Raw genomic sequence first — 24,762 nt, forward strand, 5'->3', positions numbered from 1 at the left:
ACCACGCAAGACTCGCTTCCGGCTGGCGGCCTCCTTTGCCGGGCGGGGTTTGAACCCGCAGGGTCCCTTCGTGAAGTTTCCGCTCCTACATCGCTTCCTCCTCACCCAGGCTTCGCCTGGCGCACTCCAACTGTTGGACAAGTTCGTGAAGACCGCGCCCGGCTGGGACCTCCTCCGAGGGCCCGGCTCAGCGGCCGGCCGTGGCCGCCCCGGGTGCCAGGACGATCTCGATGCGCCGGTTGAGGCTGCGGTTCTCCGGCGAGTCGTTGGGCGCGATGGGCTGGTACGGGCCATAGCCCGCCGCCGACAGCACCGTGGGGTCCACCCCCGCGTCCTGCAGCGAGCGCACCACCGCCATCGACCGCGCCAGGCTCAGCTCCCAGTTCGACGGGAACGGCCCCTTCGGGTCCGTGGGCACGTCGTCCGTGTGCCCCTCCACCCGGATGATCTTCCCCTGCACCCCCTTCAGCGCCTCGGCGATCTTCGCCAGCGCATCCTGGCCCTCCTTGCCCACCCGCGCCGAGCCCGAGGCGAACAAGATCTTGTCCTTCAGGTTCACCGTCATCCGGCCCTTCAGCTCCGACAGCTCGATCTTCCCCTCGGAGATCTCCTTCTCCAGGCTCTTGGCCAGGCTCTCGTACTCGGCGCTCCGCTTCTCCAGCGCCTCCTTCGCCTCCGCCAGCTTGCGCCGGGAGCTGGCCAGCTCCTCGTTGAGCGCGGTGAGCTCGGCGTTCTTCTGCTCCAGTGCCCGGCGCTCGGCCGCGCCCGCCGTCAACCGCGCCTCCGCCGTGTTCAGCCGCGTGCTCAGCGCCGCCTGGTCCTGCTCCAGCCCCGCCACCTTCTCCTCCAACCCCTTCACCTGCTCCTCCAGCTGGCGCACCTTCGCGTCCGCCGCCGCCCGGGCCCCCTTCTCCTCCTGCAACTGCTCGTCGAGCGTCTGCGCCCTCTGCATCGCCGCGTCGTACTTGCCCTGCGGCACGCACCCCGTGGCGAGCACGAAGGCGCACAGTGGTGCCAGCAGCTTCTTCCCCATGTCCCGTCCTCCTGGAATATAGTTTGAGCAGCAATCATACCCCTCCACGGGCGCCTGGCGAGCGGGAAGCGCCCGCTCCCCCGCCGCTGGACGTGGGCCTCGCGCTTCGCTCTTCTCCCCGCCATGAGCCATCCGCGCGGCCTCCACCGCCGCTCCTTCCTCAAGGCGAGCACGGCCCTCGCGCTGCCCTTCGTGCTGGGCCGCTGCACTCTTCCCGAGAACGGCAGAGGCCTGCTGCCGGACCCCGACGGCGTGTTGGAGCTGCCCGAGGGCTTCCGCTACCGCATCCTCGAGCGCCGGGGAGAGCGGATGAGCGATGGCTACCGCGTCCCGGGACAGCCCGACGGCATGGGCTGCTTCGCCGGGCCCGAGGGCGGCAACACCCTCGTGCTGATGCGCAACCACGAGCTCGAGGCGGGCCAGGAGAACATGGGCCCGTACTTCCCCGGGCAGCCGGTGCCACCCCAGGCGTACCGGCCCCAGGGCGGCAACCCCGGCGGTGTGACGCGCGTGGTGGTGGACGCCAACACCTTCACCCGCGTCTCCAGCAACCTCGTGCTCACGGGCTCCGCGCGCAACTGCGCCGGTGGCGCCTCACCGTGGGGCTGGCTCACCTGCGAGGAGACCGTCAAGGAGGGCCACGGCTCCGTCTTCCTCTGTGACCCGGCGGCCAGCGAGGTGCGGGACGCGGTGCCCATTCCCGCGCTCGGCAAGATGAACCACGAGGCGGCCGTGGTGGACCCCACCACCTTCGTCACGTACCTCACCGAGGACCGGGGTGACAGCTGCCTCTACCGCTTCGTCCCGGAGCGCCCGGGCGAGCGGCTCGGGCCGGAGTCGCGGGGCCGGTTGCAGGCCCTGCGCGTGGAGGCTGAGCCCGGACGGGACATGAACGCGCGCGTCCGGCCGGGCGACACCTTCCAGGTGGACTGGGTGGACATGCCCCGCCCGGATGCCCAGGACGACTCCCTGCGCGCACAGGGTGCCGGCCGCGGGGCCGCCCTCTTCCGCCGGGGCGAGGGCATCTTCTTCCACGAGGGCGCCCTCTACTTCTGCGCCACCACGGGCGGCCCCGAGTCCGGCGGGCAGCTCTGGCGCTACACGGCCTCGGGGCCGCAGGGCGGTACGCTGCGGCTGCTGGCCCAGGCGGAGGATCGGGGCCTGCTCGACATGCCGGACAACATCTGCGTGGCTCCCTGGGGCGACGTGGTGATGGCCGAGGACGGAGACGACCCGCGCAGGCCCGACGAGCACCTGCGCATCCTCACGCCCTCCGGAGAGGTGAGGAACCTCGCGCGCAACGCGCTCTCCCAGGGCGAGTTCGCCGGGGTGTGCTTCTCTCCGGATGGGCGCGCGCTCTTCGCCAACATGCAGAGCGACGGCCTCACCCTGGTCATCACCGGCCCCTTCCAGCGGTACACCGGCACGGGGCTCTGAGTCCCTTCAGGAAGTCACGTCGACTTCCCGGGTTGGAGAACAGGGACAGACACCCTCACCCCGACCCTCTCCCGGGGGGAGAGGGGATATATCCCTTCACTTGTGGTCGCGTGAGCCGCCCACCCGGCCGGCGTCGAGCACGGCCCGGGAGAGATCGTCCATCACCCGCAGCAGCTCCTGCCGGACCTCGTCGGAGGAGCTGCGCAGCTGCGTGGTGAGGATGTGCAGCGCGTCTCCGGGGGCGGAGGCCTCATGCAACATGCGGGCGGCCGTGCGCGTGGCGGTGAGCGGACCTTCCACGTCCTCCGCCACGAGCCGGCGCAGCCGCTCCAGGACGGTGTTGGTGGCGCTGGCGGCGGGCGCCGGAGCCGGAACGTGGGCGGGCTCCGCGCCCACCGTCACCGGGCACACCCGGTTCCGGCCCTGGCGCTTGGCGTTGTAGAGCGCCGCGTCGGTGAGCTCGATGAGCTCGGACATGGAGGTGGCGTGCGCGGGGTAGCAACCCACTCCGGCGCTGATGGTGAGCGCGCGGCTGCCGCCCCGGGCGCCGTGCACCGTGGCCCCGTCCACCGCGGCCCGGAAGCGCTCGGCGGCGATCAACCCGTGCTCCAGGTCCGTCTCGGGGAGGATCATCGCGAACTCCTCGCCTCCGTGCCGGGCCACCACGTCCGTCGAGCGCGCCGTCTGCCGCAGCCGCAGGGACACCTCGCGCAACGCCTGATCCCCGGCGGTGTGGCCGAGGTTGTCGTTGACCTGCTTGAAGTGGTCCAGGTCCAGCAGCACCAGCGTCATCGGGTGCTTGTAGCGCTGGGCACGGCGGAACTCGACGCCCAGGGCCTCGTGGAAGTAGGCGCGGTTGTACAGCCCGGTGAGCGGATCCGTCACCGCCACCAGCATGGCGCGGTCACGCGAGGTGCGCAGCTGGCGCTGGCGGCGCTGGCGGCGCAGGGCACTGGCCAGACGCGCGGCCAGCTCGGCCATGGGCGTCTGCAGGGTGAGGTAGTCGTCCGCGCCCGCGTCGAACGCCAGCACGCGCCGCGAGGTGGACTCCACCTCGTCCACCACCAGCAGGGCGGGCGCCTCCTCGTCGAAGCCGAAACGCTTGAGCAGCGGCTGCTCCCCCTCGAGCGCCACCGGGTAGCTGACGATGAGCAGATCCGCGTCCGACGTGCCCAGCCGCTGCGAGGGCGCGCGCTGGGTGAGCTGGAACTCGCCGCCCACGGGCGTGCCGCGCAGGGCCCGGGCGAGCCGCTCGCTCACCACGGGCATGTGGTGGACGATCTCCACCCGCGCCTGGGGAGGGGTGGGCGCGTCCGGCTCGCGCATGACGCGGGCCATGGCCTCGTGCTGCGCCTGCAGCTGGGCGCGCATCTTCCCCAGCGAGATGAACGAGCGCACCCGCGCCAGCATCTCCGCGTCCGGCGCCGTCTTCGTGAAGAAGTCGTCGGCGCCCGCCACCAGGCCATTCACCCGGTCATCGGTGGAGTCCAGCGAGGTGAGCAGGAGGATGGGCGTGTTGCTGGTGCGCGAGTGGCTGCGCAGACGGCGCGTCAGCTCGTGGCCATTCATCTCCGGCATCATCACGTCGAGGATGAGGAGATCGAACGGCTGGGGGCCCTCGGTCGCGAGCCCGAGGGACTCGCGAGGCGAGGTGGTCATCACCACGTCCAGCCCGCTCTCCATCAACCGGGAGCCGATGGCTTCGAGTGCGATGGGGCTGTCATCCACCAGGAGGATGCGGCCCGTGGTTCCGAGGGAATTGAGCGCTGCCATGGGATCCGATCTGTCTGCCGACCTTCAGGCTATCAGGTGGAAGGGAGGGAGGGAGGGAGGGGGGCGGGAATTGCTCCCTCCCGGACACCCTCCCCTGCCTGCTGGGGAAGCCCCCCTCACCAGGTGATGACGTAGGTGCAGCGATCGCCCCGCCACTTGCGGCACGGCTTCGTCTCGTCATGCACCACGCGTGCACTCGACTCGTAGCGCTGGGCCATGCCCGTGAGCACGCCGTGGTCGAACGCGCAGGGGTACGGCGTCTCGCACAGGCTGATGATCTTCCGCTGCCGCGGCACCGGCTCGTAGCCGTAGTGGCCGATCCCCTCTTCCATCCGCCCGGTCTCCAGGTCGAGCATGGGCCGGCCATTCTTGCGGTGGTTCAGGTGGTACGACACGTCCACCGTCTTGAGGGCGCTGTGGATGTCGCGGATGCTCTCCGGCAACCGCACGCTGCGGGGAATCGCCATGCCGATCTGCATCAGCAGCCCGTCCCCCACCTGCTTGCCGATCTGCTGCAAGCACAGCAACCAGGAGCGCTGCGGGTACCAGCCCTCCAGCTCCAGGTGTGCCAGGCCCTGGGCAGTGGGCGTGCCAATGCCCTCGTCCAGCAGGTAGGCGCTCCCCAGCACCGCGAAGTGGCTGAAGCCATCCACGACCGCTTTCACCGCATGTCCCTTGACCTCGATGCCCTCTTCGAAAGGGACGAATTGCATGTCGCGGCCCCTCCCCGTGGCCCTACCTTTCAGGACTGTAACACCCAACGCCGGAAAGCAGACAAGTCCGGCCTTCTTCCCTCTGCACGTGACCGGGTACGTCTTGACACGTGACCGGGTACACGTTGACCCCTCAATAGGGCTTCTCAATAGGGGTTTCCCGCTACCGCCGCGCCGCAGAAGTGGGTGATGGCGCGGGTCAGGTACGCCTCGCAACGGATCAGATCCTCCAGGGGGACGTACTCGCCCGTCTGGTGCGCCACGCGGATGTCCCCCGGGCCGAACACCACGGCCTGCGCGCCCAGCTCCGTGAGCTGCGGGGCCTCGGTGCCAAAGGGCACCGTGATGGGCGCGTTGCCGGACAGCTCCGCCAGCACCCGCACCACCTCCGCGTCCGCCCGCGTGTCCACCGCCGGCTCCGCCCGCAGCAGCTGGATGCGCGCCTCGTAGCCGGGCTCGTCGCGCACCAGCTCGTGCCGGATGGACTCCAGCAGCTCCAACACCCGCTCCTTCGGCTGGCGGGGAATGGGGCGCCACTCCACCGTGAAGCGGCACGCCCCGGAGATGACGTTGGGCGCCTTGCCCCCGCTGATGAGGCCCACGTTCACCGTGGTGAAGGGAGGCTCGAAGGACTCGTCCCGCTCCTCGCGCAGCCGCGTGCGCGCCAGCGTCTCCAGCTTCTGCAGGAAGCGCCCCGCGCGGAAGATGGCGGACGCGCCCTCGTCCGGGTACGCGCTGTGCCCCTCGCGCCCCCGCACCTCCACCTCCGCCAGGCAGTACCCCTTGTGCGCCCGCACCGGCACCAGCCTCGTGGGCTCGCCCACGATGGCGTGCCTCGCCCGCCCCTTGCCCAGCGCCACCAGGTGCTTGGCTCCCTCGCAGCCCAGCTCCTCGTCCGCCGTCAGCAGCACCATCAACGGCGCCTTCAGCTTCCCCGTGAAGTGCGTGGCCGCGTACAGCGCGCAGGCGATGAAGCCCTTCGTGTCACACGATCCCCGGCCGTACAGCTTCCCGTCCCGCTCCGTCAGCCGCAGCGCGTCCGTCCACGCCGCGTCGTACGGCACGCAGTCCGTGTGCCCCACCAGCGCCAGCCCCGCGCGCTCCTCGCCGCCTCCGCCCTTCACGGCCACGAGGTTCACCTTCTCCACCCCCGCCCCGTCCCGGTACGTGACGCGCTCCACCTGGAAGCCCGCGGCCTCCAGCCGTGCCCCCGCCAGGTCCACCAGCGGCGCATTGGGGCGCGTGGACGTCGTGTCCAGCGCCACCAGCTCCCTCAACGTCTCGCGCAGCTCGGGCAGGGTGTCACTCACGGTGGGGCCTCCGGGGCTCGGGATTCCGCGCTCCGCGCGGGGTGGGCACCGGAATGTAGACCCTCACCCTGGCCCTCTCCCAGGGGGAGCGGGGATTTCTCCTAGGCCTGCACCTCGGCGCCTTCGTCGGCCACCACCCAGGGGCGTTGGCGCACCGCGTCCTTCACCCACGTGATGTGCCGCTCCTCGTCCCGCCGGTTCTTCTCGATGAGCGAGCGCACCGCGGGGCTCCACTCGAAGTTCAGCGCCAGCTCGTAGGCCCGGTTGGTGAACTCCTCGTTGCCGAGCATCGCCACCAGCGCCGCCTCCGTCCCCATCATGCTCGTCATCGCCGTCAGGCCCTTCATCGCCGCGCCCTTCAGGTCCGGCCGCAACTCCACCGGCTCGCCCCCGAACTGGCGGATGAACGCGTTGAGGTCCTGCACATGCCGCACGTGGTCCACCCGGAAGTCGTTCAGCCGCTCGCGCACCAACGGCTCCTTCACCCGCGCGATCGCCGCGTCGTACGCCCCCACCGCGTCCACATCCATCTGCGCCAGGCTCCGCAGCTTCTCCACCTCGGACTTGCGACCCATGTCTCCTCCCCGCCCCCTCGCCTCAGAGTCCCCGGCAATCTGATCGGACCCGCCCGCACGGCCAACCCCACCGCCCCGGCGCCCGCCCGGACAGCAGGCGGGGAGGCTCACCCGCTCCGCGTCCTCCCCCGTGCGCACCTTTGCCCCACACCTCTCTCCCAGTGGAGGCACTGGAACATGAAGAACGAAGACGCGGTCACCACCCATGTCGAGATGCAGACGCGGCGCATTCCCTCCATCGGCTTCCTCGGCGTCGCCATCGGGTGCATGGCCGCCAGCGCCCTCCTGATGATCAGCGGGCGCAAGACGTGGGCGAACTTCGTCGGCCAGTGGGCCCCCACCATCCTCATCCTCGGGACCTACAACAAGATCGCCAAGACGTTCTCCGCGCCCCTCGACGAGGAGCAGCGCGTCCAGCACGGCGGCCACCCCTCCCTGCTGAAGTCGCCCGAGGAGCTCACCCGCCAGATGTCTCCGCAGCCGGTGAGCTGAACCCGGTGGCCCCCTGCCCCTCCCCCGGGAGGCGCCTGGGGGCCCTCACGCCCTCGCGGGGCGCATGCCCGTGGGCGCCGGGCCGGGCTGGGACTTGCGCCGCTCCGCGCGCCGGTGCTTCAGCACGATGGCGAGCCCCAGCAGAGCACTGAGCAACATCAGCGCGTTGGTCACCACGAAGACCCAGTTGTCCACCAGCACACTGTAGAGGGTGAAGCCCGTGGAGGCGGTGAGCTGCCCCACGAAGAGCCACCTGGACACGCCCTGGCTGCTGCCCGAGCGCCACTGTTTGTAGACCTGCTGGGCGATGGTCAGCACGAGCACGAACGAGCTGAACCAGCCGATGGCTTCGCTCCCCATGTTCTCAACGATGCGCACGCCCACGGCCGCGCGAGGCCCTTCCGCCTGGAGGGCGGGCGTCCAGTCACGGGCAGGGAATGCGGAATACGCGGCAACCACGCCGGAGCGGACACACCCTCCCCTGCGAAGCATCCACATCCAGCCCTGAGGTGCGTCCCATGAAGATTCGCGACGTGATGACTCCGGACGCCGTCGCCGCCCACCCGGAGACGACGTTGATGGCCGCCGCCGAGATGATGCGCCTGCTCAACGTGGGCTCCCTGCCCGTCGTGGAGGGCGAGCGCGTCGTGGGCATCCTCACCGACCGGGACATCGTCGTGCGAGGACTGGCCCTGGGCTTCAACCCGCGCACGGCCTCCGTCGCCGACGTGATGACGCGCAACGTGCAGACGTGCTCCGTGGACGAGGACGTGGAGGACGTCGCCCACCAGATGAGGGAGCTCCAGGTGCGCCGCCTGCTCGTCGTGGACGAGCGCGAGCGGCTCATCGGCATCGTCTCCCTGGGGGACCTGGCCATGGAGATGGAGGACCAGCGGCTCGCCGGCCGCGTGCTCGAAGGCATCTCCGAGCCCTCCTCCTCCATGACGCACTGAGGGCCCCGCTCAGAAGCCGAGCGGCACCAGGAAGGCCGTGCCGTTCTGCGTGCCGGTGCGGTAGCTCAGCGGCGCGCCGACGACGAGCGTGGGCGGAGAGCTGCCACTCCCCGCCAGCAGCGCCAGGTCGGTGCCGAAGCCCGAGCGCTCCGCCACGTCTCCCGTCAGCGTCAGCATGGGCGTGAGCGCGCCGGCCAGGTTCGGCCCGCCCGCGTACACGAACACCGCGCCGCCACCATCCGAGGCCACCGACGCGCCCGGTGCGCTCACCACCAGCTCCGGCGCGCCGTCACCCGTCAGGTCCACCCCGCCGGCCAGCGCCGAGCCGAAGCCCACCGCCCGCGTGCGGTGCACCACGATCTGCGGCTGCACGGCGGCCTCCATCGCGCCCACCACGTCCTTGCCGGACGTGCCCAGCCAGGCGTCCTTCAGCTTCTCCGTGTCGAAGAGCATCACCGCCGGCTGCGTCACGCCGTTGTAGGGCACGTTCGTCGCGCTCACCGCGAGGTAGTCCGCGCCCGTCTTGCCCAGCACGCGGCCCACGCGGGCGATGGACAGGCCCAGGCCCAGGTAGTTCATCCCCACTTCCGGGTCCGCCGCCAGCCGCACCAGCTTCGCCGTGGTGCGTCCACCGCACCGGGCGCCGCCCTTGTCGAAGCCGAACAGCACCGCCACGCCCGAGCGCGTGCTGCCATCCGAGTAGCGCCACGCCACCTCGTGGCAGCCATCCCCGTTCAGGTCCCCCAGCGCCACGGGCACCGAGGTCGTCTGCGCGAAGAAGGGCGAGGAGTAGACGGGATCGCACCCCATGGTCCGCCTGGCCAGCGAGGCGTCATCCGGCGCACGTCCCAGGAAGAGCTCGAAGCCGTTGTTGCGCAGCGCGCCGATGTCCTGCAGACCGTCGCCGTTGAGGTCGAAGCCGCCCACCACCCCGCGCCCGATGCCGCCGCGCGAGCAGGTGCCACTGCAGTTCTCCGTGATGTTGCCGATGGCCCACAGCCGGTACGCGGCCTTGTAGGTGCCATCCGCCTGGGCCAGCGACACCAGCACGCCGCCCGCCTGCAGGTCGGTGGAGCCCGTGGGCAGACACTCGGTCCGCACCGTCTGGTACGCGTTGCCCAGCTCCGTGGCGCTCGAGGCCGTCCTGGGCACGGTGAAGGACGGCGCGCCCAGCACCAGGTCCGCCCGCCCATCCCCGTTGAAGTCCGTGAAGGCCACGTCCGTGCCCACGTTGCGCCCGTTGTACAGCGGCGAGTTCGTCCCCTCGGCCACCAGCGTGCCCGCGCCACCGGCCGCGCCATACGTCCACGCCCGGCCCGCCGACAGGTCGTTACCGTCGGCGTTGATGCCCGGGCCATGGAAGCCCGGCGAGCCCACCAGCGCCACCACGGCCCCGGACGCGTCGCGCGACACCGCTACCGCCTCGCCGAAGCGCTCCACGCTCGGCTTCGCCGGCACCAGGTAGCTCGTGCGCGCCCACTCCGCGAACGAGGCACCCGCCTTCACGAAACCATCCACCCGTCCGGTGAAGGCGCGCCCGTCCGGCGCGGAGGCCCGGCCCGCGAACACCACCAGCCCCGGGTTGCCCGGCAGCGCCCACGGCGCGATGCCCACGCCGAAGGCGTCCGACTTCGCCACGCCCGGCAGGAAGGTGACGGGCTTGTTGAGGGCGGTGCCCCGGGCCAGGTCCTTCAGCGGGTACACCAGCACCTTGCCGCCATAGCGCAGCGAGGTGGTGCCCGAGCCGACGGTCGCGTAGGGCGCGCCCAGCAGCAGCTCCACGCCGGGCGTGCCGTCCACGTCCGCCAGGGCCCAGCCGCGCCCCGCCACGATGGAGCTCGCGTCTCCGTAGAACCGCGCATACGCGTTGGCGAGCAACTGCTGCGGCGGCGTGGCCGAGGGCTCGCCCGTGGGCGCGTACGTGCTCACGTCGAAGAGCAGCGCCCCGCCCGCGTCCGTCATCGCCGCCAGGCCGCCGGTGCTCCGGAGGTCCGGCGAGTCCGCGCGGTCCAGCAGCACCACCAGCAGCGGCGGCCGCGACCCCTCGGCCGGGAGGGTGCCCAGCCGCCAGGAGCCCTCGTTGCCGTCCGCGGTGTTCGTGGGCAGCACGAAGACGTCCGGCGAGGCGCGGAAGCGATTGCCCTCGGCGCGCGCGAAGAACACGGACACCGCGGGCTGGATGACACCCAGCGAGGTGTTGTCCGCCCGGTAGCGCGACGTCTTGCCCAGGGCCGCGATGTCCGCCCGTCCGTCCCCGTTGAGGTCCGCCACCACCACCGCCTGGCCCAGGTTCGTCCGGGAGCGCTGCTCCACGGCGCCGCTCACGCTCTGGTCGCTGCCGCCCAGACGGAGGGTGGGCAGGTCCGGCACGGGCTGGCCCGGGGTGAGCTGGAAGATGTCCACCACGCCGCGGTTGGTGAGGCTGCCGCTGGACGCCAGGTCACCGTTGGGCGAGCCTGCCAGCAGGTCCAGGTCCCCGTCTCCGTCCACGTCCTCAAGCGCCAGGCCCGTGCCGAAGGCGGCCCGGCCCACTCCGGCGAGGGGCGGGCGGATGCGCTCCGGCCCGCTGGTGCCGAAGCGGTACAGGTACACCGCGCCCGAGCCGTCGATGGTGACGTCCGCGCCCGGCGAGGACACCACCAGCTCCGCCCTCCCGTCCTTGTCGATGTCTCCCGCGGCCAGTCCGTCGCCGAACCGGGCCGTGTCCGTCTCGCCGGTGAGCACCCACGTGGGCTGCGCGGGCAGGCCCGACGTGCTCCCCTTGAAGATGAGCACCGCGCCCCCCTGGGGCCGGGCCAAATCACTCTCCGGCCGGCCCACCGCCACGTCCGGCACCCCATCCCCGTCGAAGTCCGCCGTCACCACCGCGGCCGTGTCGGTGATCTGCCCGTGCGGCAGCGTGTCACGCGTCAGCTCGTCCAGCACGCGCACCGACACCGAGGCCTTCTGGCCCGTGAAGGGATCCGCCGCCTCCAGCACCGCCGCGCCCTTCGCACCCGGCTCGGCCAGGAAGCGGCCAGCCGCCACGGAGCCCGGGCCGGACACCTTCGTCCAGATGACGCGGTCACTGCCGCCCACCGTCGCCAGATCCACCGAGGAGCCCGCGGGCACCGCCAGCAGCGCCGGCTCTCCGCGCAGCACCGCGTCCGTGCGGACCTCGAATTGGAGCAGGGCCTCGTCGCCCGTGCGGCTGTCACGCACGCGCACCAGGTCCACACCCGTGCCCGTGCCCGCCGTGTACAGGCCCGAGGGCGTCACCGTGCTGTTCGCGTCGCTCCTGTCCAACGAGAAGACGGGCTCACCCATCTGCCCCGTCACCTGCACCTGGAAGGACGTGCCCGGCTTCAGCATGGCCCGCGCGGGCGCCACGTCGAAGGCCGCCACCACCTCCACCTGCGCGCTCGCGTCTCCGGGGCAGCGCAGGTCCTCCACCACCAGCGTGTCCTTGGAGGGAGTGAGCCCGGCGATGAAGCGCGAGCCGCGCATCTCTCCCGAGGAGCCTCCGGGCTCGACGAGGTAGCGGTAGTGGCCGCTGCCGCCCGTGGCCGTGAGCGTGACGGGGTCATTCACCCGCGTGCGGGTGGGGCTCGCGGAGAGGGCCAGGGGCGGCAGGCCCGCGCAGGGATCCACCGCCGGAGGGGGCTCGGGAGGCGGCTCCTCCGGGATGCAGCCAGCCGACAACAGGGCGAGCACGAGCGACGCGCGGGTGACTCGAATCATGATGAGAGCGCCTCAGGGGTTCGCGCCGGTGGCCGCCCAGCGCTGGATGAGGGAGATGAGCTGCGGATCCAACGGGCCATCCGCGGGCATGCGCTGATCCTTCACGGCCGCGATGATGAGCTCCGCGTTGTCCTTCCACAGCGTGTACGTGGACAGGGGCCGGGCCGGGCCCGTGTCGTGGCACTTCGCGCACCGCGCCACATGGATGGGACGGATGTCCTTGTCCCAGCCGAGCGCCACGGAGGTGAGGGGCTGGTAGTCGAAGCTCACCGAGCGCCGGGCCTCGGTACCATCCGCGTAGCGCGCCACGGCGCTGAGGGTGTGCGGCCCGGGCTCCAGGCCCACGAAGGAGTAGGCCTTGGGCGTGCCGTCCGCCTCCGTGCCACCGAGGCTGTAGGTGGGGCCACGCACCGGCACCTCCACGCCCGCCACCTCGTAGGTGAAGCTGAGCGGCGCCACGCCCGGCACCAGCCGCGCGCGCACCACCAGCGAGTCCTCCACCACCTGCGTGCCCTCGAGCAGTCCGAGCACCCGCGGCACCGGGCCGTTGGTGAGCGCCACCGTCTCGGCGCCGAGCTGCACCCAGGCACACCCGCTCTCGTCGGCCGACAGGAAGCGGAACTCGCGCGTGTCCACGCCCGAGGCCTCGCCCCACGTGCCCGCCTCGGCGTCATGGACGAGCAGCTTGCCGTCCATGTTCACCCAGACGAAGCGCCCCGCGGCCAGCACCTGCTCCGGCTTGCGCGCGAGCGCCACCTGCCGCCACCCGTCCGCCGCGAGCCGCAGCAGCCGCGACGACGTCAGCACCCACGCCTCGCCCTTGCCCTTCTCCGAGGCGCCCAGCCCCGCCAGCCCCACCACGCGCTCGCCCTCCTGCAGCGGCAGCGAGGTGACGGGACGCACCTGCCACGTGCCCGGGGCCGTGCGCACGGCGACGCTCAGCGTCTCCTGGCGGAGGAACCACAGGCCCTGTGCCCCATCCTCGGCGGGCGCCGAGGCCAGCGCGGTGATGCCCTCCAGCGCCTGGCCATTCACCTTGAGCGCGGACAGCGCGCCGTCCTGCAGCCGGTACAGGCCCGAGGAATGTCCAAGCCACACCGCCCCATCCGGCGTCGCCGCCGTGGCCACCAGCCCCGTGCCTGGCACCTCGCGCCAGGGCGGGGCGATGAGCCAGCCGGACTGCGCCAGGAAGAGGCCGTTGTCCGCCTCCACCAGCGCCGAGCCCGCTCCCAACCGGAAGACGGCGCGGGCGCGGCCCGGCGTCACCGTGTTGCCCGGGTGGCTCTCCAGCGCCGCCCTCGTCCCGTCCAGCCGCAGGCGGATGACGCGTCCATCCGCCGTCGCGAAGATGCCGCCGCCCGTCTGGTCCGCGAAGCCGATCGCCGGGGCGATGGCCACGTCCGTCCGCACCTGCACCGGCGCGAAGGGCTGGGGACTCGGGTGGTCCCGCGGGAGGGAGGGCGTGGGCTCGCAGCCGGACAGCAGGGCCGCGAGCATCAGGGGGCCGATACGGTACGAAGCTCGGTTCATCATCACGTCGCCAGCAGCGGCTTGAGGGGTTCCACGCGCGTGATGCTGTAGTCCAGACCAGCGGACGCCAGCACCGTCGCGATGATGTGCTCGGGGAGGATGTTCTCTCCGTTGTTCGGGTCCCTGGCGCCCGTCTTCAGGTCCACCAGGCCCGCCGCCATGGCGATGTCACCGCTGTGGCCGAACACCCTGTTGTGCTTCACGCCAGCGCCCATCAGCAGGCAGCTGTTCGTCAGGTGGTGGTCCCGGCCGTTGGTGGCGTTGATGAGCGGAGTGCGGGCGAACTCGGAGAACACCAGGAGGGTGGTGTGGTCCATGAAGTTGCCGCCGGACGGGTGCGCGGTGCGCTCCAGGTCATCCACCAGCAGCGACAGCGCGTTGAAGCCCGTGCGCAGGTTCGTCAGGTGCGTCGTCTGCGTGCCGAAGTGGGTGTCCAGGCCGCCCACCAGGTTGATGGACACGCACTGGCTGATGCCCAGCTTCAGCGCCGTGGCCACCAGCGCCGCGCGTCCCGCCGCGCTGTCGTACGGCCCCGCGTCCGGCAGCCCGTAGAAGGCACGGACCGCGTCGTTCTTGGGCTTCAGCGCGAAGTTGAAGGCCTCGTTGAGCCCGCCCGACAGCACCTGCTGCACCTGCTCGCGGCTCGTGTGGTAGGTGTTCCCCACCCCGCCCGCGCCCAGGGCCGCCTCCTCACACGTGACGGGCTCGCCGCCCAGGGCCAGCAGCTCGGTCTCGATCTGGCTGTCCAGCCGCTTCGTGCTCGGCGACAGCGTGTCCACCAGGTCCTTCGAGCGGCTCACCCGCAGCGCGTTGGCGCTGCCGGCGTAGCGGTCGTTGTACGACTCGACGCCGTACGCGATGGACGGAATGGGGACGGAGGGCACCATCTGCCCGACGATCTCCGTCGCCGTGGACGAGCCACGCGCCGCGGAGCCGATGGGGCGCTTGCCGGTGATGAAATAGCGCATGCCCTCTTCATGCGCGAGCGTGGTCATGTTGATGCCACGCACCACCGCCATGCGGTCATAGTGCTTGGCCAGGTTGGCCACGCCCGGACCGAAGGTGATGTTGGAGCCGGCGGGCGTGATGGGGAACGGGGCCGTCCCATCGGTGAAGAGGTTGTAGCCCGGGAGGATGCGCGTCTCCGCCACGCGCTCGGGCGTGAAGACGTCCGGGTCCCTCGGATCGAAGGCGAGGAGCTGGTCCCACCCGCCCGAGAAGTAGACGAAGACGAAGCAGCGGTCCGCGGGCTTGAGCGAGGCGGCCTGCGCGAAGGTGCGGAAGGGCATGCCGCCCAGGAGGCTGGCGCCCAGGAAGCCGGCGCCGGCCTTCAGCAGGGTGCGGCGCGAGGTAGGAGTCGGTTCGTTCTTCTTCATGGTGACATCTCCCCGGAGCCGTCAGTAGGTGAGGAAGCGCGAGTCCGTCATCAACGCGATGCACACCGCGGCCAGCGCCTGGTCACGGCCGTTGGTGATGGCCTCGGCGCGCGCCGCCGCCTTGGTGAAGAAGGCAGCCCAGCGCGTCAGCTCGTCGCCCTGCAGCGGCGAGCCCCAGAAGCGGATGGACAGGTACACGAGCAGCTCGCGCACCTGGGCGTCGGAGAGCTTGCGCAAGTCCGTGAGCGGGCCGGGAATGGTGCGGCTGAGCACGCGCGCCTCGGGGGACGCCAGGCTCTTCTCGGCGGCCGCCTGGGCCATGCACACCTCGCGCGCCCCGTCCTCGAGGAACTTGGCGAAGACGAGGTTGGGCTCGGTGCTCTCCTGGTTGACGAGCGCGTAGTCGGCGCGGCCCAGGGTGGTGGCCAGGCCGCCCTCGAGGCTCGTCCACGGGCGGCCCACGGCCACCTCGATGGAGCGGGCGAGCTGGTTCACGTTGAGCCGGCGCGGCGAGCGGCCCACGCGGCCCTCCTGCAGCTCGGGGTCCGGCAGCGGCGTGCCCATGTCCCCGTGCGGGTTGCCCACGGGCTCGAGCTGGCCGTCCACCGGGGGCGGAGCGGCGGGAGTCTTCTCACACCCGGTGGCGCCGAGCGCGAGCAGTGCGAAGAGGAGCAGGCGGCGCATCAGTCGATCCTCCGGTAGGCATCGGACATCACCACGCGCTCGATGAGCGCCTTGAAGCGGTGGCCGTCCCGCGCGAAGTCATCCGCGAGCGGCTGGAGATACATGCGCTGCTCCTCCGCCGACATGGGGCGGCCGAGGAACTCCTGCCAGACGCGGCGCACCGCGCAGCGCTCCAGGTCTCCCGTCTGCAGCATGCGCTGCGCCAGCAGGGCCGGGCCGCTCTCGATGTTCTTCTCCTCGTCCGCGGTGCGGTAGAGGTACGTCTTGAGCAGACCGAGCGAGTTGGCGCCATCGCCGTCGTAGGCCTGCATCACGTACTGGCCGCACTCGCCGCCACACGAGGTGTTGCCCGAGAGCGCGCAGTCGCGGCACTTGGGGTCATAGCGGGGGAACTGCTCCGGGTGGAGGAAGAGGGCGGCGCGCTCGGCGTAGCGGCCCCAGTGGGCGCCGGTGGGCTCGATGGTGGCGTGGCAGTAGTTGCAGCCACAGCGCCTGGCCAGGTTGTTCTCCCGGTTGCACGCGTCCTCGGCGGCGGGCTGGCGGGCGTTGTCCGGCGGCGCGAAGGACTTGCACAGGAAGGCCGCGTAGAATTGGTTGACGCGCGCGCGCTGGGTGGGGAAGCGGTAGAGGAACGAGGGCGTGGTGAGCACACCCGCGTGCTCGGCGTCACGCACGTACTCCTTCCAGGTGTCCACCTGCGCGTAGGGGATGTCGGGCACCACCTCGGGCGGGGCCGGAGCCGTCACGCTGAGCACGCCCACCGCCTGCTGGGGGTCATGGTACAGCGCGGACAGCGGGCCGTTGACGAAGGAGCGGCGCGTGGTGAGGATGTTGAAGTAGGGCTCGTCGCGGCGCACCACCGACTCGGCGATGAGCTCGGGCTCCTCGTTGATGGCCTCGATGCGGGCCGTGTGCGTGGAGCCGTTGGGCGCCTCGCAGCGGCGCATGCCCTCGCCACAGCCGCAGCTGCGGTCGCCGTTGAAGCGCGCGGTGGTGCAGGGCTCCAGCGTCCAGGGGTTGGCCAGGCGCGTCTGGGCCTCGATGGCGCACACCTTCACGTCCGCGCCGCCCGCGTTCCAGAAGGGCGCGGGCCGGGTGACGTAGCCCTCGCGCTGGACGCAGCCGCGCTGCGGCTCGTAGGAGCCCTTGATCTCCACGCCACCGGTGCGCTTCTGGGTGAGCTTCAGCGAGCAGCGATCGAGCCGGGTGCTGGCGTCCGCGTAGGCCACCACGCGGTTGTTGTCCGCCGCATCCACGACGGCGGCGAGCGTGGCCGTCCGGGGCTTGCACTCATGCGGCACCAGCGTGGAGCCCACCAGGCGCATGTCGCAGAAGTAGCGGATGGAGTCGAGCGACGGCTTGTTGGCGATGGCCGTCTCGCACGAGGTCACCCCGGGGATGGCCGCGCCGCTCGCGTCCCGGTCCAGCCGGGTGCAGGTATAGAAGTTGGTGTCGTAGTCCCAGCTCACCGGCATGGGCACGCCGCGCTCGTCGTAGCGCTCGGCGGCGCACGCCGCGGCGGTGGAGGGCAGCGGCGGGTCCACATGGGTGTCCTGCCGGGCGGTGCACACGTCCTGGGCGATGGCGTTGTCGCAGGTGACGCCGTTGGCGCCGCGCAGCGGGCGGCTGCTGTTGCCGCGCAGGGACAGGGCGTCCGTGGCCGAGCCCGCGCCCGACAGGCGCGAGTTGCCGTTGTTGAAGACGCTGTTGCTCACGTTGCTCCAGAGGAGCGCACGGTGGTAGGCACGGACGCGGGCGTAGAACTCCTCCTTGTCCATGAGGGCGCGCACGTCCTCGACCGTCACCTGCCCCTTGGCCCGGGCCGCCTGGTACTCCTCATGGGTGGGCGGCCGGCCGAGCAGGTCCAGCGAGAGTTGGCGCAGATGACGCTCGAGCGGAACCTTCGAGACCGGGGCACACACCGGTTCTTCCGCGAGCGCGGGGAGAGAAGCCAAGAGAACGGCCGTCGCCAGGGGGGCGAGGAAGCGTCGTGCGAGTCGCACGGGGACCTCCGGGGGGGCGCAGCGGGGGTGACTGCGCTTGCCCTTATGCCAGGAATTCCCGTTAATGGCTATACGCTTGCTCATGTCACGAAGAAGCAAGCGTCGGCAGTTGCATGCGGGGCACAGTCGGGACAGAAAGCTACGCCATGTCTGACGCGACTTCTGCTCCGCAGGCCCCGGTGAGTGACCGTGGCTTCTACGTCTTCACGGCGGTGGTCTCCGCCGCCGCTCTCTCATTTCTCGCGTATCTGCTTCTCATCCGCCGAGGAGGAGCGGTGGAGGGGGTGGATCTGCGCTTCCTGCCGGCGGTGAACGCGAGCCTGAACGCGCTCGCGGCGGCGTTGCTGACGGCGGGCTGGGTGGCCATCCGCCGCAAGGCGAGGCGGGTGCACCAGTACCTGATGGTGTCCGCGTTCGCGGCCTCGGGGCTGTTCCTGGTGTGCTACCTGGCGTACCACTTCGTGCACGGGGACACGCGCTACGCGGGCGGCGGGGTGATGAAGACGGTGTACCTGAGCATCCTGGCCAGCCACGTGCTGCTGTCGATGTTCGTGGTGCCGGGCGCGCTGCTGTCCTTCTACTTCGCGTGGCGCAAGGCCTTCGACAAGCACCGGAAGGTGACGCGGTGGCTGGCGCCCATCTGGCTCTACGTGTCCGTGACGGGCGTGGTCATCTTCTTCATGCTGCGCGACAGCCTGCCCGCGGTGCCCTGAGGGGCCCGGGCTGCTTCAGCCGGCCAGCGCGCGCAGCCACGCCCAATCCACCTGCAATTGGCGGATGTCCTCCGGGAGAGAGGCTTCCTCTTGCGCGGGCAGCAGCCCGGCCGCCGCACGAAGACTGGTATAGGCAACGCCCCGGAGCTCAGCGGCCGCGCTTTCGTCCAACGCGACGCGCGCCAACGTCTTGAACGACTGCTCATCCGGGTGGCCACACCGCTCGACCATGGAGCCGATGGAGCGGGCGGCGAGGAGCTGTACCTCCAGATCCTTCTCGCCGCCCTCCAGCATGGCCCGGAGCATGGGGAGCGTGCGCGGGTGCCCCCAATGAAGACACAGGGCCCAGACGGCTTCGTACCGCAGCTCGGAATCCGGGCTCTTCATCAACTCCAGACCCGCCTCCATGACCTCCTCGGACGGTGGCGTATCCCTGTCCAGCTTGAGCTCCCGAAGAGCCTCCAGGACCTCCTCCGGATGGGAGGAGGTCAGGTGCCGCACTCGCTCCCTATTGTCCACGTGGCCGTCCTCCAGAAAGAGCATCCTCCATCCGGGAGATCATGGACCGGGCCTTGTCCATCGCCCGTTGGACGTACGAACGCACGGCGGGCGAGTGTGCCGGATTCTCCAGACTGCCCTCAAGTGCTCGAACGTGTCTCTTGAGATCCCTGATGGACTGGAGCATCTCGCGCCGGTGATCCCAGTAACCCCCACCGGGTTTGGGAAGCTTCTGGCCAGCCAGCTCCCTGGCAACCCCTTCGAAATCACCCGGCTTGGCATGATCTCGGATGATGTTGTCTATCTTCTGGATATGTTTGGACTGTGATTCGAGCAATGCCTGGGGTGGTGAACCATCATTGTCATCCCGGGTTTGAGCATTGTGCTCGGGAGACAACCCGCCACCCGGCCCCAGGACACTGGCGGCCACGGCCGTGGGCGCCAGGCCCACCACCAGCTCCCTGGCCCCCAGCACCACCGTCCTCACCTGCCCAGCCGCCTCCAGGCTCACCCGCGTGCGTGCCGCGGACGCCAACGCCGCCTGAGGGAACCCGGGCAACCCCGGCCCCCTGCCCACGAACTGTGTCTGTCCCCCGATGGCCGCCGTCGCCAGCAGGAGGAACACGCGCATCCCGTTGTCCCCCAGCACACGACCAAAGCGCCGGCCTGCCTGCTTCACCGCCTCCACGGTCCTCGCCCCCTCGGACTCCTCCAACAACACCCACCCGGCCTTCACCATGGACCACACCGGCCCCAGCCCCAGGTACGCCACCAGGTACACCGTGAGCACCGCCGCCAATCCCTTCGTTACTGGCTCGGGCATCATCAGTGTCAGCAGCCAGGTGCTCATCGCCGTGTAGACCATGACCTTGAAGGCCACCGGGTCGACGAGCTCGCCAAGAGGCACGGCCGCGCCTTCCCAGACGCTGTCCAAGGAGAACGAGAGCGCCAGCCGCATCCGCTCCAGCGTCTCCAGAGGGGGGCGTTCTCCGGCAGCACGAGGCACCCCTCCTCTGGTTCCATGGGCGAACACTGCCCGCGCAGCATCTGTTGGAGCGCATCCCGCTCCCCTCCTCCCCAGGAGGCGAGCACCACCCGGCCCTCCCATCGTGGCGGGGAGAGCTTCAGCGGCATGTGCAGCACCAGCTCCGTCATGGCCTGGACGAGCTCTTCCGGACGCACCTGCACCGGTGGGGGCTCGGCGGCTGGGATTGTGTGGACGATGGGGGCACCACCGCCCGTGTCCAGGACAACCCTGGGCCCACCCATACAGCCCGCCATCCAGGGCACCAGCAGCAACAACCCGAGTCCACGCCACCTGCCGCGCATGTGCACCTCCTCGCCACCTCAACGAATGCCATGTGGGCTCGCGCCAGCCTCGCCGCCCTACATTCCTGGGCGCTTCAAGCGCGGGTGTGCGGGCCGAGCGGAGTATGGTAGATCACGGGAACCCGGCCGGGAAGGTATGCGTCCCGTCCGGGTTCAACGGCAGCCTCGTGACGCTCCGCACGGCCCCGAGGGGAAGCGGGCCGTAGAGGTGTGGGAACAGGCCGGGGCGGGAACGGCTGGCAGCTGGTTCCCAGCGCAGGACGTCCCCGAGCGCGGCGACGTCCACCTCGACCAGGAACAGGTCCGGCTCGCCGGCGCGGTGCTTCGCGGCACTGGCGCGCACCTGCGCGGCGGTGGAGAAATGCAGGAAGCCGTCACGCGTGTCGTCCGCGCTGCCGCGGTACTCGCCCAGGGCTTCGGCCGCCCGCCAGTCCTCGCCGCGCACCAGGGTGTAGATGGAGGTGACGGATTCGGGCGGGCGGGCTCGGTCGCTCATGCGGGCATGATGCCACGCCTCACCGCCACTAGAAGTCCGGGTAGTTGCCCAGGGCGCACTCGAAGTAGGCGTACTGGGTGTTCGACTCCGTCGCCTGGCTGTCGACCACCTTGAAGGCGACCGTCAGCCACTCGGAGGGCTGGCCGTAGCTGGGGGGCGCGCACTGATTGTAGCTGCTGTCCCAGCCGCCCGCGTTCCATGAGCCGCTGCGCGAGTCGAACCAGTATGGTGTGTAATCACCGGTCCCGTTGCTGCCACTGGCGGAGCAGGAGACGACGGAGGAATAGCCGCGCAGGCAGGACAGGGACGCGGTGGGGTTGCAGTACTCGAGGACGCTCGTGGAGATCGTCGTGGGGGTGACGCCGCAGGTGCTGCGGTTGCCCGCGCTGTCGATGACCATGGGCAGGGCCCGCACCTCGACGGAGTGCCAGCCGCAGGACATGCCCGACATGCTGAAAGACCAGGAGCCCGAGCCGGTGCAGCTCGTCGTCCCGCCCAAGGCGTTGCAGCGCTCCTCCGAGCCGCGCCAGACTCCATTGACGTAGTAGTCCAGCCGAATCGCGTTGGCGGGGTAGTTCACCGCCCAATTGCCTCCGCCAGCCAGCTCGCCCTGGTACGAGCTCATGCCTCCAAGGGAGAGGTTGCTGACGCTCGCGCCAGAGCACAGCGCCGACGTCTCGGTGGCCAGCGGCTCCTCGGAGCGCAACGGGTCAGCGCCGGGGACCTCTCCGCACGCGAGCAACCACATCCCAGACAACACGGCATACAGGGGGGAACGAAGCGTGGATCGCTGCATCGATGCCATTCCTCAAGGAGCGTCAGCGTGAAGGAGCGTCAGCGTGACGGCTTCATCACTGACCGCGTTCAATCAAGGATACTAAACTATTGCCACTTAGTTGTAAATACCAGGAAGGTGGGATTTACGGGTGCCGTGGGTGGGACCTCCAAAGGAGGCTCACGTTGGCGTCGTGAACATGGGCGGAGGCAAGGGCCCCAGCACGGCGGTGAGCCGCATGAGCGCCTCGTCCACGAGCCCTCCCCGCGAGGCCGCCAGGCACGGTGCCCACCACCGTCCGTGCTACGCTGCCCGGCCTCCACCCGTAACGCTGTTGGCCGAGGGGTGCCCGTCGTGAGCTATCTCAACCCGCTGCGTCTGCATTTCGCAGGCAAGTTCCAGTCGAACGTGTCGACGGTCAACAACGATCCGGGACACTTCGACAACGCCTCATTCAAACCCAGCTACCAGGACATGCAGACGAGAACCGCCATGAATGGCTGGTTCAATCCGCAGGGCGACGCGGTGTGGCGGCTCCTCGGCTGCCGTGTCACCTCGGCCTGGATGCCGTCCTCCGGTGCGGTCACGTCGGATCCCGTGCTGCAATGCCTCATCGCCGACTCGGACACGCAGGCGCCGGCGAAGCTGGTCGATCTGGATCCCGAGCAGCAGCTCGTCTCGGAGATCTGGGGCCTGCAGGTGCGCATCGCCGACAGCAACGGCAACACGCTGCTGCGCGGCGATTTCACGCCCGCGGCGTTCCTGGACATCTGGGACCGCGCCATCGGCAACCTGAGCGGCGGCGATATCGACGCCGGTGCGACGTACCAGTCCGTGCTCACCAATCTGCAGTGGGCGGACGTCTCCGCTTCCCCGTTCCTCACCGCGCTCCAGGCCGCGGCCAGCGACGGACTCCTGTCCATCAAGTTCAACGTGGACAACATCAACCTGGACTTCACCTCGCCCGACTTCATGTGCGGACGCATCGTCGGGACCATCGGTCCAGCGAGCGCGTCCGAGCCCCAGCACATGGTCCTGGGTCGGCAGTTCATGGCCGCGCCATCCTCGACCCAGTTCAACTTCTTCTTCCCCGCGGGCAACATCAACTTCTTCCCGGCCGTGGTGGATTCGAGCGCCAGCTGCATCCTGCTCGATCTCGGCAATGCCCTGAGCACCGATGCGACGACGGGCCAGCCGAAGGACATCGGCGACCTCTCGCTCACCGTCCCCGGCATGAGCACACCGCTCGGCACGATTGCGTCGACGGGCACCGGCGGCTACTCGTCGGATCCAACCTGGTACTCGCGAACCGCGGGGGTCGTCTCGTTTCCGCTCAGCAGCGCTCAACTCCAGGCCATCGCGGCCGCGCCGTTGACGCTGGCGTCGTCCTCGTCGTCGATCAGTGAAGCGCCGGCCGGCACGTTCGTCCGCGCGGACCGCTTCGTCTACCGCATGAGCCCCGGCGACTCGGCCCAGGTCCAGGTCTACGCGACGCAATGGGGCAACCCGCTCGCCAACACGAGCGTGACCTTCACGACCGATCTCTCGGGCCTGCAGCCGAGCAACTCCATCCACCCGAAAGACGTACCGCCGGTCGGCACGCCGTCGAGCGCGCTCACCTTCTCGCCAACGGCCACCACGAACTGCAATGGCCTCGCGACGCTCACCTTCAACGCCAGCGATCCCGGCACGCCGCGCTACTTCAACGGCGGCCAGGACTACGGCATCGACGGCCAAGTCTACGGTGTCCGGCCGAGCTTCACCGACTCGAGCGACAACGGCGGCCCGGGGAACCCCTGGAACTTCATCAGCTTCCTGGTGTGGAGCGGTTTCACCGCGTCCAATCCGGTGACGTGGACGGACGTCGAGCCCATCTTCGTGCAGTACGGGAACCTCTACCCCGTCATGAATCGCTTCCTGCAGCTCGGCGATTACGCCTCGGTCGTGAAGCACGCGTCGCTGCTCACGCTCGCGTTTGGCCTGGATCCGTCCAATCCGAACGCGATGCCGGTCACGCGAGATCTCTCCCCCGCCAAGCGGCAGGCGATCCTCTCGTTCCTCGCCAATCCCCAGCAGGGCGTTCAGAAGGAGAAGGGGCTCAGGGCCGTGGCGCGCGCCGCCGTGGCCGCGGCCCAGGCGGAGGATCCACCGGGCAAGGTCAAGCTGGCACGTATGGGTGGCAAGGCCGCTGCCGCGGTACGGCGCGTGGTCGTCCAGAGCGCGGTGAAGGGAGGAGCAACGTCATGATCCTGCTGAAACGACAAGTTCTCGAGGGCCTCACCGCTCCCACCAGTGCGCAGGCGCTCTGGCCGGCGCTGCAGCAGGCGATCGAGCTGGAACACGCCACGATTCCCGTCTACCTGTACGCGAAGTACTCGCTCGATCCGACGAAGAACGCGGAGATCAGCAGCATCCTCGACTCGGTGATCATCGAGGAGATGCTGCACATGACGCTCGCCTCGAACGTGCTCAACGCACTGGGCGGCTCGCCCTCCATCGACAAACCCGGCTTCATCCCGAGCTACCCCGGGCCGCTGCCCGGCGGAGTCCAGAGCGGATTAATCGTCAACCTCGCGCCGTTCTCGATGACGCAATTGCAGACGTTCCTCGACATCGAGCAGCCGGAGGATCCGCTCAACTTCCCCGTCGCCGCGCTGGCGGAAGAGGCGGCGCAGCCGATCACGATCGGGCAGTTCTACACGGCCATCTCCGACGCGATCGCGTTGCTGGGCGACGGTGCGTTCGTCAATCCGCCGAGGAATCAGGTGGGGCCCGACATCATGCGGGAGGCGATCGTCGTCACCGATGTCGCCACCGCGCAGCAGGCGCTCACGACGATCATCGAACAGGGAGAGGGCACCAGCACCTCCCCCGAGGAAGTCGTCGGCAAGGGCGTCGCCCACTACTACCGGTACATGCAGATCCAGAAGGGGAAGCTGCTCGTCCCGGCCCCGCCGCCGGCCCACTACGCCTACGCGGGCGCGCCGGTGTCCTTCGACTCGACAGGCGTCTACAACGTGCCGACGAATCCGAAGTCGGCGAACTATCCGGCCGGCGGCGCGCAGCAGTTCGCCTGTGACAACTTCAACTACACGTACACGAGCCTGCTGCTCGCGCTGCACTCGCTCTTCAACGGGCAGAACACGCAGGCACAGTTCAACACGGCCATCGGTCTGATGATGTCGCTCAAGGGGCAGGCGAAGGCGATGATGTCCGGCATCCCGAATCCGGCCGTGTTCACCGGCCCCAGTTTCGAGTACCAGCCGGTCAATCCCAGCCAGACACAATCCCGAGACAGCGGGGCCCCGGCCCAGGCCCGCGCGACTCGCGCAGCGGGTGCATGACGGGCAGC

At 70.1% G+C, this 24,762-nt stretch carries 21 protein-coding genes; 6 read left to right on the forward strand and 15 right to left on the reverse strand.

Annotation, left to right across the window (positions count from 1 at the left end; all coding sequences use genetic code 11):
* Positions 1-187: 187 nt before the first annotated feature.
* Positions 188-1,033, reverse strand: coding sequence for an OmpA/MotB family protein (locus tag VFZ09_RS46095; RefSeq protein ID WP_329734210.1), 846 nt, complete (start codon positions 1,031-1,033; stop codon positions 188-190).
* Positions 1,034-1,156: 123 nt separating this feature from the next.
* Between VFZ09_RS46095 and VFZ09_RS46100 the strand changes: the two genes are divergently transcribed.
* Positions 1,157-2,470 carry an alkaline phosphatase PhoX gene (locus VFZ09_RS46100; RefSeq protein WP_329734211.1) on the forward strand — a complete coding sequence of 438 codons (1,314 nt, stop codon included), beginning with the start codon at positions 1,157-1,159 and terminating at the stop codon, positions 2,468-2,470.
* 96 nt (positions 2,471-2,566) lie between these two features.
* Here VFZ09_RS46100 and VFZ09_RS46105 read toward each other — a convergent pair whose 3' ends face one another.
* The 4 genes from VFZ09_RS46105 to VFZ09_RS46120 all read right to left on the reverse strand — a co-directional run bounded on the left by VFZ09_RS46105 (position 2,567) and on the right by VFZ09_RS46120 (position 6,841).
* Entirely contained in the window at positions 2,567-4,243 is a 1,677-nt protein-coding gene (locus tag VFZ09_RS46105) for a diguanylate cyclase (protein WP_329734212.1), read from the reverse strand.
* A 116-nt stretch (positions 4,244-4,359) separates the two neighbouring features.
* On the reverse strand, positions 4,360-4,956 hold the full coding sequence (locus VFZ09_RS46110; RefSeq protein ID WP_329734213.1) for a hypothetical protein: 597 nt from the start codon (positions 4,954-4,956) through the stop codon (positions 4,360-4,362).
* Between the two features lie 146 nt (positions 4,957-5,102).
* Positions 5,103-6,266: an acetylornithine deacetylase gene (argE, locus tag VFZ09_RS46115; protein WP_329734214.1), complete on the reverse strand. Its 1,164-nt coding sequence runs from the start codon at positions 6,264-6,266 to the stop codon at positions 5,103-5,105.
* 101 nt (positions 6,267-6,367) lie between these two features.
* Positions 6,368-6,841 (reverse strand): ferritin-like domain-containing protein, encoded by a 474-nt coding sequence (locus VFZ09_RS46120; RefSeq protein ID WP_329734215.1) that lies wholly within the window; start codon positions 6,839-6,841, stop codon positions 6,368-6,370.
* Between the two features lie 177 nt (positions 6,842-7,018).
* Here VFZ09_RS46120 and VFZ09_RS46125 point away from each other — a divergent pair, with 177 nt between their 5' ends.
* Positions 7,019-7,333 (forward strand): hypothetical protein, encoded by a 315-nt coding sequence (locus VFZ09_RS46125; RefSeq protein WP_329734216.1) that lies wholly within the window; start codon positions 7,019-7,021, stop codon positions 7,331-7,333.
* Between the two features lie 45 nt (positions 7,334-7,378).
* Here the strand turns inward: VFZ09_RS46125 and VFZ09_RS46130 are convergent, their stop codons facing one another.
* Positions 7,379-7,693: a PQ-loop repeat-containing protein gene (locus VFZ09_RS46130; RefSeq protein WP_329734217.1), complete on the reverse strand. Its 315-nt coding sequence runs from the start codon at positions 7,691-7,693 to the stop codon at positions 7,379-7,381.
* A 158-nt stretch (positions 7,694-7,851) separates the two neighbouring features.
* On the opposite strand from VFZ09_RS46130, the gene VFZ09_RS46135 reads away from it, so the two are divergent.
* Positions 7,852-8,286 (forward strand): CBS domain-containing protein, encoded by a 435-nt coding sequence (locus tag VFZ09_RS46135; protein WP_329734218.1) that lies wholly within the window; start codon positions 7,852-7,854, stop codon positions 8,284-8,286.
* A gap of 9 nt (positions 8,287-8,295) precedes the next feature.
* Here the strand turns inward: VFZ09_RS46135 and VFZ09_RS46140 are convergent, their stop codons facing one another.
* Genes VFZ09_RS46140 through VFZ09_RS46160 form a run of 5 tightly spaced genes read right to left on the reverse strand, consistent with a single transcriptional unit; the run spans position 8,296 to position 17,599 of the window.
* Positions 8,296-12,006 carry an FG-GAP-like repeat-containing protein gene (locus VFZ09_RS46140; protein WP_329734219.1) on the reverse strand — a complete coding sequence of 1,237 codons (3,711 nt, stop codon included), beginning with the start codon at positions 12,004-12,006 and terminating at the stop codon, positions 8,296-8,298.
* Between the two features lie 12 nt (positions 12,007-12,018).
* The gene (locus VFZ09_RS46145; RefSeq protein WP_329734220.1) at positions 12,019-13,539 is read right to left on the reverse strand and encodes a hypothetical protein; all 1,521 of its coding nucleotides are present in this window, start codon (positions 13,537-13,539) and stop codon (positions 12,019-12,021) included.
* Positions 13,539-14,912, reverse strand: coding sequence for a DUF1501 domain-containing protein (locus VFZ09_RS46150; protein ID WP_329734221.1), 1,374 nt, complete (start codon positions 14,910-14,912; stop codon positions 13,539-13,541). The genes VFZ09_RS46145 and VFZ09_RS46150 overlap by 1 nt, the downstream gene beginning before the upstream one ends.
* 21 nt (positions 14,913-14,933) lie before the next feature.
* Complete coding sequence (locus tag VFZ09_RS46155; protein ID WP_329734222.1) at positions 14,934-15,596, reverse strand: hypothetical protein; 663 nt, start codon at positions 15,594-15,596, stop codon at positions 14,934-14,936.
* On the reverse strand, positions 15,596-17,599 hold the full coding sequence (locus tag VFZ09_RS46160; protein WP_329734223.1) for a DUF1585 domain-containing protein: 2,004 nt from the start codon (positions 17,597-17,599) through the stop codon (positions 15,596-15,598). Before VFZ09_RS46160 ends, VFZ09_RS46155 begins: the two co-directional genes overlap by 1 nt.
* 146 nt (positions 17,600-17,745) lie before the next feature.
* On the opposite strand from VFZ09_RS46160, the gene VFZ09_RS46165 reads away from it, so the two are divergent.
* Positions 17,746-18,312: a DUF420 domain-containing protein gene (locus VFZ09_RS46165; RefSeq protein ID WP_329734224.1), complete on the forward strand. Its 567-nt coding sequence runs from the start codon at positions 17,746-17,748 to the stop codon at positions 18,310-18,312.
* Positions 18,313-18,327: 15 nt separating this feature from the next.
* Here the strand turns inward: VFZ09_RS46165 and VFZ09_RS46170 are convergent, their stop codons facing one another.
* The 4 genes from VFZ09_RS46170 to VFZ09_RS46185 form a co-directional block, all read right to left on the reverse strand.
* On the reverse strand, positions 18,328-18,831 hold the full coding sequence (locus VFZ09_RS46170) for a HEAT repeat domain-containing protein (RefSeq protein ID WP_329734225.1): 504 nt from the start codon (positions 18,829-18,831) through the stop codon (positions 18,328-18,330).
* Entirely contained in the window at positions 18,821-19,768 is a 948-nt protein-coding gene (locus tag VFZ09_RS46175) for a polymorphic toxin type 28 domain-containing protein (RefSeq protein ID WP_329734226.1), read from the reverse strand. The genes VFZ09_RS46170 and VFZ09_RS46175 overlap by 11 nt, the downstream gene beginning before the upstream one ends.
* Positions 19,769-20,251: 483 nt before the next feature.
* Entirely contained in the window at positions 20,252-20,635 is a 384-nt protein-coding gene (locus VFZ09_RS46180) for a DUF952 domain-containing protein (protein ID WP_329734227.1), read from the reverse strand.
* Positions 20,636-20,663: 28 nt separating this feature from the next.
* The gene (locus VFZ09_RS46185; protein WP_329734228.1) at positions 20,664-21,431 is read right to left on the reverse strand and encodes a hypothetical protein; all 768 of its coding nucleotides are present in this window, start codon (positions 21,429-21,431) and stop codon (positions 20,664-20,666) included.
* Between the two features lie 333 nt (positions 21,432-21,764).
* Between VFZ09_RS46185 and VFZ09_RS46190 the strand changes: the two genes are divergently transcribed.
* Positions 21,765-23,657: a hypothetical protein gene (locus VFZ09_RS46190; RefSeq protein ID WP_329734229.1), complete on the forward strand. Its 1,893-nt coding sequence runs from the start codon at positions 21,765-21,767 to the stop codon at positions 23,655-23,657.
* The gene (locus VFZ09_RS46195; RefSeq protein WP_329734230.1) at positions 23,654-24,754 is read left to right on the forward strand and encodes a ferritin-like protein; all 1,101 of its coding nucleotides are present in this window, start codon (positions 23,654-23,656) and stop codon (positions 24,752-24,754) included. Before VFZ09_RS46190 ends, VFZ09_RS46195 begins: the two co-directional genes overlap by 4 nt.
* Positions 24,755-24,762: the final 8 nt, after the last annotated feature.

Origin of the sequence: Archangium sp., assembly GCF_036277355.1 — a bacterium.
Classification (GTDB): Bacteria; Myxococcota; Myxococcia; order Myxococcales; family Myxococcaceae; genus Archangium.